This window comes from Streptomyces sp. NPDC046759, assembly GCF_040645475.1.
Classification (GTDB): Bacteria; Actinomycetota; Actinomycetes; order Streptomycetales; family Streptomycetaceae; genus Streptomyces.
The window spans coordinates 138,079-150,226 of the sequence record NZ_JBEYYJ010000024.1 but is presented as its reverse complement, the minus strand read 5'-3'; the positions used below and the strand labels follow the sequence as shown (position 1 = coordinate 150,226).

Below are 12,148 nucleotides of genomic sequence, written 5' to 3'. Positions count from 1 at the left end.
CACGTCTCCGGCACCGCGAGCAGCGTCACCGACCCGGTCGCCAACATCACCGCCGCCGCCAACTACGCCGCCCACCGCTACGGTTCCATCGACAACGTCAACTCCGCCTACTGAGCGGGTCCCTGGGCAAGCACCCAGGGATCGGGGGGTGGCTGGCCGCACTGGTGCGGGTGTCGACCCGTCAAGGGGCCCGATGGTGATGCGCAGCCTGGACCGTCCGGCGGACCGGCCGATCGGAGCTGTGGCGCAGTCTGATCGGGTGGCAGCAACGAGTCTCGCTGGAGGACGCGCCGCCGGGTCCGGGCCGAAGGAGGCCGGTCAGTCCAGGGCGAAAGTGTCCGCGAGCGAGTCCATCTGTGACGTGAGCAGCGTGCCCGCGTCGTGGCCCATACCTTGGAACTGCCCGGAGACTTCCAGGCTCACGGCGCCGTGGAGCTGGGTCCAGACGAGCACGGCTCCGGCCAGGGCTGTTCCCTGGCTGTCGACGCCGACGTGTTCGCCGGCCCATTCGGCGACCGCGGAATCCCTGCGGGCCCATGCCGTCATCTGGTCTGCCAGCGGCCGCACGGCGGAGGCGGGCCATGCCCCTTCGAAGCAGGCCAGGAACGGCCCCAGCACAGCCCGTGCGCTGTCCAGCGTGTCGGGCGGGGCCGTGTAGCCCGGCACTGGAGCGCCTTCGATCAGCAGATAGCGATGGGGGTGTGCGACGGCCCACGTGCGTACGGCCGTGGCGAGAGTGTGCAGGCGCGTCCGCCGCGCGCAGCCCGCGGGCAGCGTGCCCGCCGCTGCTGCGACCGCGGCCGCGAGATCTGTGTAGGCGTCGCGGATGAGATCGGTCAGCAGGGCGTCACGGCTGTCGAAGTAGCGGTACAGGGCGGGGCCGGAGAGACCGACCTCCTTGGCGATCCGGGTCAGCGCCACGGCCGCGGTACCGCCCTCGGCGAGCTGTCTGAGCGCGATCTCCTTGATCTCCGCGCGTGTCTGCTCCCGATAGCGGGCCCTCGGGCTGAGCGAAGCGGCGGCCATGAGCGACTCCTTCCGTGGTTCCGTGACACACCTTAACGCCTGGCCCGACCAGCCGCTGTTGCTATAACCACTAACTAGCGTTACGGTCTCTAACTATCCAGAGTTTGGATAACCAAAGGAGCCGTCATGCCTGCTGTCACCGCCTCCACCGCCGACACCGCCACCACCGTCTCCACCGCCCCCGGCACCGCCGGCGCCCCTCGCGATCTCCACGCGGTCCTCGGATCCGGTCCCGCCGGAACCGCCCTCGCCCGCGAGCTGGTCCGCCGTGGCCACGCCGTACGCCTCGTGGACCGCTCCGCCTCAGGTGACCCCATCGACGGCGTCGAGCGGTACGCCGCCGACGTCAGCACCGCGGACGGCGCGCGGCAGGCCGTAGCCGCAGCCGCCGTCGTCTACCACTGCGTCAACGTCGGCTATCACCTGCAGGTCGAGGTGATGCCCCGTATCCAGCGAGCCGTCCTCGCAGCCGTGGCGGACACGGGCGCACGCCTGGTCGTGCTCGACACCCTCTACCCGTACGGAGAGACGGGCGGGGCGGTGATGACGGAGGACACTCCGTGGAAGGCCACCACCCGGAAGGGCCGGATGCGGGCCGAGCTCGACCGGCTGTACCTGGACGCGCACCGTGTGGGCCGGGCCCGGACCGTTCTGGGCCGTTCCGCCGACTTCGTCGGTCCCGGCGTCCTCAACTCCTCCCTCGGCGCCGCCGTCTTCCCCGGCGCGCTGACCGGCTCGGAAGTGCTCGGCCTGGGCGATCTGGACCTGCCCCACAGCTACACCTACATCGGGGACGTCGCCGCCGGCCTGGCGACACTGGGCGAGCGCCCCGAGGGCGACGGCCGGGTGTGGCACCTGCCCACGGCGCCGGCGGTCAGCACGCGCGAGATATACACCATGATCGAGAAGCGCGTGGGCCGGCCGCTGAACGTCGTGGTCCTCGAAGAGCCGCGCCCCTTCGGCCCCTTCGACGAGCAGTTCATGGCCGAGTACGCCGAGATGTTCTACCAGCACACGGAAGGCCAGATCATGGACTCCTCCGCCTGTGAGCGCGCCTTCGGCCTCACTCCCACCTCTCTGGAGGATGCGGTGGATGCCACGCTGGCCTGGTACCGCAGCCGGTCGGCCGGCCGCTGACCGCCGCCCGCCGGCGCCCGATCCGGCACTCCGTCCCTGTCGGCACTCCGTACCTGCCGCCATCACCAGGACGACAGCGACGCCGCCGACGCACCCAGCCCCGGACGGCGTCGACCACGGCCCCGTCCGGCCCCACTGGTCCGGTCCGGCCCCGACTGGCCCCGTCCGGCCGCAGTGGTGAACAGGAGGGGCGGGGTGCCGACGCACCCAGGTTCCCGGGATACGAGGCACACGCCCCTTACTGTGACGTTCGAATCGTGTAGGTCCGTCGTGCGGGATGGGGTGAAGACCGTGGCGTTCGCCGAGCCGGACGGCGGCGGACCGCTGCCTGCCCCCACGCCGGCCCCCCGGCCCGAGCGGCATTCCTGGGTACCGCTCCTGGCCGTGTGCGCCGGGTATTTCATGGTCATCCTGGACGTGACGATCATCAACGTGGCCGTGCCCGTCATCGGCCGCGATCTGGCGACCTCGCTCACCGGCATCCAATGGATCACCGACGGCTACACCCTGGTCTTCGCCGGCTTTCTGCTGACCGGCGGCGCACTGGGCGACCGGCTGGGCAACCGGCGGGTCTTCTGCTGGGGTACGGCCGTGTTCACCGTGTCCTCGGCCGCGTGCGCCGTCGCACCCGACGCGCCTGTCCTGGTCGCTGCCCGGCTGCTGGAGGGGTTCGGCGCGGCGCTGATCGTGCCCGGTTCCCTGGCCCTGCTCCAGCAGGCCTACCCGGTGCCGGCCGAACGCTCGCGCGCCTTCGGGCTCTGGGGATCGATGGCGGGTATCGCCGCGTCGGCGGGGCCGCTGCTGGGCGGGCTGCTCGTGTCCACGGTGGGATGGCGCTGGGTCTTCCTCATCAACCTTCCGGTCGGCGCGGTCTGCCTGCTGCTGACCTTGCGGCATGTGACACCGTCCCCCCGGCACACCGCCAGGCCCCTGGACTGGCCGGCGCAGTGCGCGGTCGTGGCGACGGTGGCGCTGCTGACCGCGGCGCTCAACGAGGCCGGACGGCGCGGCTGGACGGATCCGGCCGTCCTCGCCGGGCTGGGTCTGGCGGCCGTCTCCGCCGTCGCCTTCGTGGTACGCGAGCGGCTGGCCCGGTCGCCGGTTCTGCCTCTTCGCCTGCTGCGTTCACGGGCGATGAGCGGGGGAGCCGTCATCGGGCTGCTGTTCAACTTCGGCTTCTACGGCATGGTGTTCACCGCGAGCCTTCAGTTCCAGCACGAGCGCGGCTTCAGTGCCCTCGCCGCGGGGCTGGCGCTGTTCCCGGCGGTGGCGGTGACCATGTTCGCCTCCGTCCTGTCCGGGCGGCTGTCCCGCCGTACCGGTGATCGCTCCCTGGTCGTCGCCGGCATGCTCCTGGCCGCCCTGGGCCTCGCCGGCTGGGCCGCGGCAGGCGCCGATCCCGCCTACCCGCTGTTGGTGGCCCCGATGATGGCCGCCGGATTCGGCACGTCCTTCGCCCTGACCGGTTCCACCGCGACGGTGATGGGCGCCGCCCCCGCGTCGTACTCAGGCGCCGCCTCGGCCCTGTTCAACACCGCCCGCCAGATCGGCAGCGCCACCGGCGTGGCGCTCGGGGGCAGCCTGCTGGCCACAGCCGCCCACTACACCGCCGGGCTGCGCACCAGCATGACCGCGGGTGCGCTCGCCTACCTGACCGCGGCACTCCTCGCCTGGCTGTGCGTGCCGGCCACGCCCCGCGGCGGATAGCGGTACTCCAACCGGACACGGCGTTGCACGGCGGGCCCGCGCGGTCCAGGGCCTCGACCTCAAGCCCCCAAGCCCGAGCCCTCACCGAGGCGGCCCAGCCGAAGAGGACAGCCGCCGGCGCGGGAACGGCGCAAACCCCAGGCGGCCACGCAGGCGCTGCGGCCCCACGCCCGGCCGGACACCGCCGCACCGACCACCCGGCGACGACACCTGAAGTCACGGTCCTGCACCGCCGCCGAACCGCCGGCACGGCACCCCCGGCGGTGACCGGGCACCGTCACGGCTCCGACCGGGCCGCCGCCTCGCCGCGCACGGGGATGTCCAGCCGGCCGGCCACGGTGGTCAGCGCTGTTCCCAGGGCAAGCGCGACCCGGGTGACGGCGTACCGGTCGCCCCGGGTCGGATCCCGGTTGACGATCAACACCGGCTTACCGGCCTGGGCTGCCTGGCGGACGAACCGGAGCCCGGACATCACCGTCAGCGAGGATCCCAGGACCAGCAGCGACGTCGCCTCACCGACCAGCGTGCGGCAGTGCCCGACCCGCGACGGCGGTACGGCTTCGCCGAAGAACACCACGTCCGGTTTGAGGATGCCGCCGCAGACCGCGCAGGGCACCACACGGAAGTCCGCCACCTGTTCGTCCGTGAGGTCGGCGTCACCGTCCGGGTTGATTCCGGCCGCCACCGGCTCGAAGCCCGCATTGGCCTCCTCAAGCCGCCGGGCCAGTTCACGGCGCGGGCTGTAGGCCCCGCAGGAAAGACAGACGACCCTCTCCAGGCTTCCGTGGAGTTCCACGACCTCGTCACTGCCGGCGGCCTGGTGCAGGCCGTCCACGTTCTGCGTGATCACGCCCGACAGCAGGCCGTGCCGGCCGAACGCGGCCACGGCCCGGTGCCCCGCATTGGGGCGGGCGCGGCCGAAGGTACGCCACCCCAGATGGCTGCGCGCCCAGTACCGACGCCGGGCCTGGGCGCCGGCGGTGAACTCCTGGTAGGTCATCGGCGTGTGCCGGCTCAGACTCCCGCCCTCGCCCCGGTAGTCGGGAATGCCCGACTCCGTGGAGATGCCCGCCCCGCTGAGCACCAGCACACCGCCGGCGCTCAGGGCATCGGCGACCGGCTCGAGATCCATGGTGCCCGGCGGCAGGTCCTCGGCAGCCGTCCAGGTCAAGGTGGGGCGCATGCGCATGCCGCCAGGGTACGGAAGGCAGATCGCCTTCAGCTGATCGCACCGGTCAGTCCGTCAGGCGGCAGTTGCCGATCGGGCGGGTGCTGAGGCGCCGACCACGTGTCGGCCGGTGCCGCCCCGCTCGGCCGGCAGATCGCCGTGGCCACGGACACGACACCGCCGCTGAGCGATGCTCCGTCCTGCGAGGATCGGCGGTATGGCGTACTCACCCATGCAGATCAATGCCCTCATCATCGATGCCACCGATCCCGAGCGGCTCGCCGCGTTCTGGTCCGAAGTGCTCGGCAGGCCGGTCGTGGGCCGTACGGGACCCTACGTGTGGCTGCGACGGGAGGGCGGGCTGGGCCTGGGCTTCCAGCAGACCGCCGAGCCCAAGACGGGCAAGAACCGCATGCACTTCGACATCACCTCACCCGACCCCGCCGCCGAGCAGCAGCGGGTCGAGGCGCTCGGCGGGCGCAGGCTGCACCAGTACGCCGACGGGGGATTCCTGGTGATGACGGACCCCGAGGGCAATGAGTTCTGCATCATCCCTGAAGGGCCCTTCGAGCTCGACGACGAGGGACGCGCGGACTACCTCGGCTGACCGGCACCCCTTTCACCAGGATCGACTGAGAGAGGCGGACGGCACCGCGGGCCGCTGGGCCGAGCGCCGCCGCGGCGGGTTCCCGGGTCTGGCCGTTGCCCCGCGCCCGGTGCGTGACGAGGGGCCACAGGCGACCGCCTCGCAGCTGCTGGTGCAAGGGCCGCGCGGTGCTGGAACGACACCGCGGGGGATCGGCCGGCCCCTTGCACGACGTCGGTCGGCAGCGCGTTCTGCGCTGTGCTGCCGCACTGCTCGGCGCTGTTCCCCCCTGGGAGCGTTCGCACGGCTGCTGCGCAGACCGCGGTCCGCTCGTCGTGCACCGGCATCCCTGTTACGCCCATCGCACGGGGAGGGCGTTCGAGGGTTGCGGCCCGGTGCCCGATGCCCCCGCGCGGCCGCCCGCCGGCCGGTTCAGGGGGCGGTGAACAGGGTGGGGAAGCGGGGGGCCAGCCACGGCCGCGGGCCCCAGGCGAGGACCTGCCCCTGGGCGATGGCACGCCAGGGATTGAGCCGGCCCAGCGCGATGAGCAGGAAGGCGACGGGGTCGAGCAGGATCGTGCAGTCCGCGCGCTGTGCCGCCGCCGGTGTCACCTGGACGGCGCCGTCCGCCAGCCGCACGCCGAACGCCTCTCCTCCGCGCAGCCGGATCCGGTAACGGGCCGTGAGCCCGGCCGTGGCTGCCGGGTCCGCGACGCGCGGCATGACCGAGAGCATGAACGGCATGCACAGGCCCGCCCGTGCGCGGTCGACCATGTGCGGGCGTTTCAGGGCGCGAGCAAGGTCGTATCCATGGCCGAGCATGTGCGTGAGCAGGTACGACGCGAGAACCGACCGGTCCATCACGCCCAGGGGCGTGGCTGGTGCCGTGCTGACGGCCGCCGGGCGCGACACGGCGTCCAGGAACGCCTCGGCCTGCTCCTCGATCATCGTCGCGAGAGGCTCCGCCCGGCGCTCGCTGAAGACGTCGAGGGACTGCGCGTTGGCCCGGGCGAGGCTCTGGGGCGTTCCGTCGCCGTAGGGACGCTCCCGTCCGGCTGCCAGGTCGGCCATCAGTTCGTTGGCCAGGGCCAGGTGGGCCGCGGCCTCGCCGACGGTCCACTGCGATCCCGGCACGGCGAGTGCCGTGTCACTCGCGCTGCGCACCAGCGTGGCGATCTCCTCGGCAGTGTCCCGGATCGCCTGTCCCAGCCCATCGGGCAAGGACGCCGAGCCGTCCTGCCGTACCGTCGTGTGCACGTTGCCTGCCCCACTCCCACCCGACCGGCACGCCCGACGCGCCCGCGGCGCTCGTACCCAACCAGACCCGGAGGCGCGCGGCAAGTCCCCCTGTGCCCCCGCTTCGATCCTGGCGCTCGGCGGCCGCCCTGTCGGTCGTGGACCATGCCGACCATCTGCAGGAACTCGTCCCGGCTGCGTTCGGCGCCGGACGCGGACAAGCCGCCCGGAGGCGACGGCAGGTGCGCCGACCTTGGGGGACGGCGCATGTGCGACGCCGCCGGGTGAGCGGGTCTCTGCCATCGTCAGAAGATCCACGCCCTCGTCACACAGCGAGGGCGGCCTGCAAGCCCTGCTCGTCGACCGTGCCGTACAGCCGAAGCCCGCAGGGCTCGCGGCTGATCGCCCCGCAGGACCTGCGGCTGCTCGACCTGGTCCGTCTGCGACTGGCAGCGGCACTGCAGCGGGCGGTCGCTGCGGGGCAACTCACTCCGTACGAAGCCTGGTTGAAGAACCGGGGCGTGGCCGGGGCCATCACGGACTTCCGCGCCCGGCACACGTACGCTCCTGACCTGTGGCACCGACGACACCAACGTGCCCTGCCAAACCGTGCCGTTCGTGGTGTCGGCCCTCGCCGGCGCCCGCGTGTCCGGCCGACCGGGGTTCCGGCGAGGTGGAGGAGATGGTCGAGTACGGGCAGGACCCGCAGTGCGGCCCCTTCCGCCGAAGGTCTAACTGACTGCCGTCGCCAAGGGACGGCTGCGCCGACGGCGTGTCCGTCGAGTGGGGAGACGCCGCCGGCGCCGGCGAGCCGTCGTGCTGTGGGCGAAGCAGAGCACCCCCGTAGCCCTGGCATGCCTCGAGCAGGCGGCCTGTTGAGCGGCCGGGATCAATGATGCGCGTGTGGCTCGGGCGATGTCGTTCGCACAGCGTCCACGTCGATGTGCGTGGCGTCCACGGATGTTCGGCTCAGCACCTGGTGTCGCAGCTCGCTCGGTGTGATGCCGTGGGCGGTGCGGAAGGCTCGGGTGAAGTCGCCGGGGCGGGGGTAGCCCCAACGCGCGGCTACGGCGTGGACGGGGAGTTTGCCGAGACCGGGGTCGGTGAGGTCCCGGCGGGCGCGGGCCAGCCGCTGGTCGCGGATGTACGAGGCCACGGTCAACCCCTCGTCCTGGAAGAGGCGGTAGAGGTAGCTGCGTGAGATGTGGTGGGCCGCGGCGATCTTGTCGGGGGTCAGATCCGGATCGCCCAGATGCCGCCCGACGAACGACTTGATGCGCAGGACCAGGGTGCGGGCGTGCGTCTCGGGCGGCAGGTGCGGATCCGCGTCCAGGGCGTGGGCGAAGACGGCGGTGACGAGATCGGTGACAACCCTGCCCAGCCGCTCGGTGTCGGCCGGCCGGTAGGAGGAGGTGTCCGAGGTCAGCTGCACGAGCAGCCGCGCTAGCAACGCACCCATGCCCGAGCGACCGGATATCCGCCGTCCAACCACCCCGTACGCCCGGCCGGCCGTCAGATCCACCGCCGTCCGAGGGATCTCGACTCCGATGATGGTGACCGGGTCCGGCCCGGTGGATATCTCGTAGGACCGGGACGAGCAGTTCACGTGAAAGTCGTCGATCCGGTACCCCACCTGCTGCGTGCCCCAGCTCGCCGCGCCGTCACCGCGCCGGAGCAGGGACAGGTGGAACACTTCAGGGTCGGACTGGCGTACCAGCTTCGGCGTCCGGCGGAACACCAGATGGTCGAACGTCGCAGGCCACACCGTCACCTCGCCCAGCCCGATCACCCGCTGGTGCCCCAGGTAGTCGGCGGCGCGCTCGCTGCTCAGATGCATCGGCGCGTGAGTGCGACCCAGTTGTTCCGTCCACGCCTCGAAACGGTCGCTCGCAGGCAGCTCCTGGGTGGTGAAGACGCATTCAGGCAGCACGACAGTAGTCAACCACAGGGTCAGGCAGGGCCCGCCGGGCGTGGAGGCATGCGATGCCCTGGGCGCAGCCCGGTGATGCGACTTCTCATGCCGGGAGCGTCCGGCTCACCGAGGCCCGTCCGGCCGAAGCCGAAGAAGGTGACCATGTCGCTCGCGGAGATCACCGACACCCCCGGCACCCTGGCGCAGTTCAAGCGGTTCGTGGCCGAGCACGGGACCAGCGAGCAGAAGGAGGTGGTCAAGCACCTGAAGAAGTGGGGGGGGGTACTCCCGCAAGGCATATCCGGCGATCGAGGTTGCGTCCGACTACCCGACCGTCGACTACGAAGCAGATGACGCCGTCGACAAGACCCAGGCCTTGGAAGAACAGTCCCAATACATCGCCGAGGCGTTCGCTTCGTGGGGGCAGGCGGATGAGCCATCGGTGATCCAGGTCTTCGACCGCGGCGGCAAGTACACTGCCGGCACCTCCTGCATCCGGACCGACAGCGTCAAGGTTCACGGGTCGTGCCTCACCACCTGATGCGCATCGAGCCCAGGCGCCGTACGACTGCTTTACGTCGGTGACCCATGCGGCCACGCCTAGCGTGCCACGCGGTGGCGGAGGTAGACGACTCTCGAGCTGAAGGTGCGGGTCTCGACGAGTTCGAGATCCACCCGGCGCTCGTGCCGGGGGAAGAACGGAATGCCGCCGCCGACCAGCACCGGGTGGACCATGGCCCGGTATTCGTCGATCAGACCCGATGCGGCCGCCTCGGCGGCGAGGGTCGCGCCGCCGATCGCGATGTCGCCCTCGCCGGGCTCGGCTCGCAACCGCTCGATCTCCTCCGCCAGACCGCCGGAAGCCAGGCGGGCATGGCCCTGCACCGCCGACAGCGTGGTGGAGAACACCACCTTTGGCAGCGGCTTCCAGAGTGCGGCCCACTCGAGCATGGGGTCGTCGAGTGAGGGATCCTGGTCGGCGGTCTCCCAGTACAGCATCGTCTCGTACAGCCGTCGTCCCAGCAGGTGGACGCCGACCTCTCGGATCTCGTCGATCCAGAAGCGGAACACCTCCGCGTCGGGCGCCGTCCAGTCGAAGTCGCCTTCCGGCCCGACGATGTAGCCGTCGAGTGAGACACTCATCGAATAGGTCACGCTACGCATAAGAAGCCCTCCTCGGTGACGGGTTCGACAGTACGACCGCCGGGCGCCTCAGGACTCATCGCGGCTCGCGCGATCCTGGGCCGAGTCACCTCACGAGGTTGTCTCGTTGGGTGAACGAGGTTCGCCGTTGGCGAATCGTCCTCGGGGTGTGCGGGGGACGGGTCATCGTGGCTGCATGATCGAGGACAGGTTGGAGCAGGTGTTCGCCGAGGCCGGGTGCGAGGGCAGTGTGGCTGTCCTGGACATCGACGGTCAGGGTCGGGTGGCCTTCGGAGATACCGAGTTGGTGGTGGCCGCGTCCACGTTCAAGATCGTGGTGGCGTTGGAGCTGTTCTGCCAGGCTGCCGAGGGCAGCTTGGATCTGGCCGAGCGCGTTCGGCTCGCGCCGGCGCAGGCCACGCCGGGCGGTCAGGGATTCTGCATCTTCGAGGACGAGGCCGAGGTCTCCCTGCGGGACATTGCCCGGATGATGCTCACCATCAGTGACAACACCGCAACCGACCTGTTGATCCGCCGGGTGTCGTTGTCGCGCATCCATGCCCGCTTGGCCGGCTTGGGCCTGGACCGGATCCGCTTGGTGGGCACGATCCGGCAGGAGTTCGACGCCATTGGCCGCGATGCCGGGTTCGCGGGATGGACGGAGATGGGACGCGCCATGCAGCAAGCGGGTTCGCCGGCGGACGCCCATCGCATATGGGAGCGCGCACTCTCCGCTCCGTCCCTGCGGCCCGGCCGGGTCACGAGCGCAACGGCCGGGCAGATGGCGGCCTTGCTGAGGCTGATCTGGCGGGACGAGGCCGGTCCGGGCGATGCTTGCCGGGCGGTGCGGACCATTCTCGGCCAGCAGCGGCTGACCCGGAAGATTGCCGCCGGGTTCAGCGACGAGGTGCGGGTAGCAGCCAAATCGGGCACCGTCCCCGGTTGTGCGAGCAACGATGCGGGCGTTGTGCAGTACCCGGACGGTTCTCGTTTCGCGGTGGCGGTATTCACCCGGCCGGCCGGATCCGGCCCCGGGACGCCACATGCCGATTCCGTGATCGGTACAGCGGCCCGGCTGGCGGTCGAGCACCTTCGTCGGCATCCAGGAAGGCAGCGGACTGCGCTGTCCCGGCGGTAGCCCCCGGGTGCTGTGATGACATGCACCTCGACAGGGGGCCGGGGGCAGTTTGGTGAGAGGCCGGGCACTCGATGACTCAGCCGCGTGCCAGGATCCGGGGCCGGCTCGGGCAGACCCCGGTTGTGAGGGTGCGGAGCCGGGGCTCCGGGCGGGTGTCGATGGCGGGCATGGCCTCCTCAAGCCGGCCGGCAGACCCGGCTCGTCCATGCGATCCGCGAGTATCGGGGCCGCAAGGATGAGCCGTAGGGCTTCGGATGGCGGGACTTCCGCGACCTGGTCGTCCGCGCTCGGATCCAGCTTCGGGGCCCGATCGTGCTGGTCTGGGACGACGTCCGCCTCCACCTGACCGCCGGCACGAAGGAATTCATCGAGGCGAATGCCGCGTGGCTGACCGTGTTCCCACTGCCGGCTCACGCTCCTGACCTCAACCCGGCCCAGGGCAGCTGGGCGCTGGTGAAGCGCGACCTGGGCAACCCGGCCGCTGCGGACCTCAGCGAGATCACCAGAGCCGTGAAACGTCGGCTCAAGAAGATCCAGTACCGCCCTGACCTCGTCGACGGCTGCGTAACTGCCGCCGGCCCGAGCCTGGACGGCTGACCGACGCCGGGGACCGGTCCGGATCACGCATCCCAGTCCGCACAGCCTCCCATCGCCACGTCGTCGCGGAAGGTCTCCCGGAACCCGTCGTCCGCGAGAGCGGTCCCGTCGATGCCGGAGACGAGTTCGCGCAGTTCTTCCGCCACCTCCTCGAACCTCTCCTCGTCGCCCTCCGCACAGAACGGGAAGCGTGCGATCACGGCCGCGGTGCATCGGCCGAAAGAGCCGGGGTCGCGGTTCACGTGATGGGCCGTCGATGACTCGGCATCGGGGATCTGCACCACGTGACCACCGGCGACGTCGATGGCGTGGGTCTCCTCGCGGCATCCGCCCGGTTGGCGGCTCGAACCCATGGGGGCGCTCCTTCGCGGGGAGTTCCGACGTGTCTCCTGCCCTGCCGGAACCTCCGGAACATCGGCGGGTGATCGAGATATTGAAGACTCCACGACGACCGAAAAGCGTCCACAGTGGGCGCATGCGATGTTTGGGCCGGTCGTG

12 protein-coding genes are annotated in these 12,148 nt (G+C 71.0%); 6 read left to right on the top strand and 6 right to left on the bottom strand.

The window, feature by feature from the left end; translation table 11 throughout:
• Nucleotides 1-318: 318 nt before the first annotated feature.
• The gene (locus tag ABZ919_RS29135; protein ID WP_361253397.1) at nt 319-1,026 is read right to left on the bottom strand and encodes a TetR/AcrR family transcriptional regulator; all 708 of its coding nucleotides are present in this window, start codon (nt 1,024-1,026) and stop codon (nt 319-321) included.
• 126 nt (nt 1,027-1,152) lie between these two features.
• Between ABZ919_RS29135 and ABZ919_RS29130 the strand changes: the two genes are divergently transcribed.
• Together ABZ919_RS29130 and ABZ919_RS29125 are read left to right on the top strand one after the other, a co-directional pair.
• Nucleotides 1,153-2,163 carry an NAD-dependent epimerase/dehydratase family protein gene (locus tag ABZ919_RS29130; protein ID WP_361253395.1) on the top strand — a complete coding sequence of 337 codons (1,011 nt, stop codon included), beginning with the start codon at nt 1,153-1,155 and terminating at the stop codon, nt 2,161-2,163.
• A 291-nt stretch (nt 2,164-2,454) separates the two neighbouring features.
• Nucleotides 2,455-3,870, top strand: a complete 1,416-nt coding sequence (locus ABZ919_RS29125; protein ID WP_361253393.1) for an MFS transporter — start codon at nt 2,455-2,457, stop codon at nt 3,868-3,870.
• Between the two features lie 277 nt (nt 3,871-4,147).
• Here the strand turns inward: ABZ919_RS29125 and ABZ919_RS29120 are convergent, their stop codons facing one another.
• Nucleotides 4,148-5,059: an NAD-dependent protein deacetylase gene (locus ABZ919_RS29120; RefSeq protein ID WP_361253391.1), complete on the bottom strand. Its 912-nt coding sequence runs from the start codon at nt 5,057-5,059 to the stop codon at nt 4,148-4,150.
• 196 nt (nt 5,060-5,255) lie between these two features.
• Here ABZ919_RS29120 and ABZ919_RS29115 point away from each other — a divergent pair, with 196 nt between their 5' ends.
• Nucleotides 5,256-5,645, top strand: a complete 390-nt coding sequence (locus ABZ919_RS29115; RefSeq protein ID WP_361253389.1) for a VOC family protein — start codon at nt 5,256-5,258, stop codon at nt 5,643-5,645.
• Nucleotides 5,646-6,056: 411 nt separating this feature from the next.
• On the opposite strand, the gene ABZ919_RS29110 is transcribed toward ABZ919_RS29115, so the two are convergent.
• Together ABZ919_RS29110 and ABZ919_RS29105 are read right to left on the bottom strand one after the other, a co-directional pair.
• Nucleotides 6,057-6,881, bottom strand: coding sequence for a maleylpyruvate isomerase family mycothiol-dependent enzyme (locus ABZ919_RS29110; RefSeq protein ID WP_361253387.1), 825 nt, complete (start codon nt 6,879-6,881; stop codon nt 6,057-6,059).
• A gap of 868 nt (nt 6,882-7,749) precedes the next feature.
• On the bottom strand, nt 7,750-8,790 hold the full coding sequence (locus ABZ919_RS29105) for an AraC family transcriptional regulator (RefSeq protein ID WP_361253385.1): 1,041 nt from the start codon (nt 8,788-8,790) through the stop codon (nt 7,750-7,752).
• A 358-nt stretch (nt 8,791-9,148) separates the two neighbouring features.
• On the opposite strand from ABZ919_RS29105, the gene ABZ919_RS29100 reads away from it, so the two are divergent.
• On the top strand, nt 9,149-9,313 hold the full coding sequence (locus ABZ919_RS29100; RefSeq protein WP_361253383.1) for a hypothetical protein: 165 nt from the start codon (nt 9,149-9,151) through the stop codon (nt 9,311-9,313).
• Between the two features lie 59 nt (nt 9,314-9,372).
• Here the strand turns inward: ABZ919_RS29100 and ABZ919_RS29095 are convergent, their stop codons facing one another.
• Nucleotides 9,373-9,936 (bottom strand): dihydrofolate reductase family protein, encoded by a 564-nt coding sequence (locus tag ABZ919_RS29095; protein ID WP_361253381.1) that lies wholly within the window; start codon nt 9,934-9,936, stop codon nt 9,373-9,375.
• Between the two features lie 175 nt (nt 9,937-10,111).
• Between ABZ919_RS29095 and ABZ919_RS29090 the strand changes: the two genes are divergently transcribed.
• Together ABZ919_RS29090 and ABZ919_RS29085 are read left to right on the top strand one after the other, a co-directional pair.
• Nucleotides 10,112-11,053: a serine hydrolase gene (locus ABZ919_RS29090; protein ID WP_361253379.1), complete on the top strand. Its 942-nt coding sequence runs from the start codon at nt 10,112-10,114 to the stop codon at nt 11,051-11,053.
• A 312-nt stretch (nt 11,054-11,365) separates the two neighbouring features.
• The gene (locus ABZ919_RS29085; protein WP_361253377.1) at nt 11,366-11,650 is read left to right on the top strand and encodes a transposase; all 285 of its coding nucleotides are present in this window, start codon (nt 11,366-11,368) and stop codon (nt 11,648-11,650) included.
• Between the two features lie 23 nt (nt 11,651-11,673).
• Here ABZ919_RS29085 and ABZ919_RS29080 read toward each other — a convergent pair whose 3' ends face one another.
• Nucleotides 11,674-12,003: an SUKH-4 family immunity protein gene (locus ABZ919_RS29080; RefSeq protein WP_361253375.1), complete on the bottom strand. Its 330-nt coding sequence runs from the start codon at nt 12,001-12,003 to the stop codon at nt 11,674-11,676.
• Nucleotides 12,004-12,148 lie beyond the last annotated feature (145 nt).

Coding starts and splice junctions, on each gene's coding strand:
- ABZ919_RS29135 (WP_361253397.1), bottom strand. CDS start 1,026: ATGGCCGCCGCTTCGCTCAGCCCGAGGGCCCGCTATCGGGAGCAGACA.
- ABZ919_RS29130 (WP_361253395.1), top strand. CDS start 1,153: ATGCCTGCTGTCACCGCCTCCACCGCCGACACCGCCACCACCGTCTCC.
- ABZ919_RS29120 (WP_361253391.1), bottom strand. CDS start 5,059: ATGCGCATGCGCCCCACCTTGACCTGGACGGCTGCCGAGGACCTGCCG.
- ABZ919_RS29115 (WP_361253389.1), top strand. CDS start 5,256: ATGGCGTACTCACCCATGCAGATCAATGCCCTCATCATCGATGCCACC.
- ABZ919_RS29095 (WP_361253381.1), bottom strand. CDS start 9,936: ATGCGTAGCGTGACCTATTCGATGAGTGTCTCACTCGACGGCTACATC.
- ABZ919_RS29090 (WP_361253379.1), top strand. CDS start 10,112: ATGATCGAGGACAGGTTGGAGCAGGTGTTCGCCGAGGCCGGGTGCGAG.
- ABZ919_RS29080 (WP_361253375.1), bottom strand. CDS start 12,003: ATGGGTTCGAGCCGCCAACCGGGCGGATGCCGCGAGGAGACCCACGCC.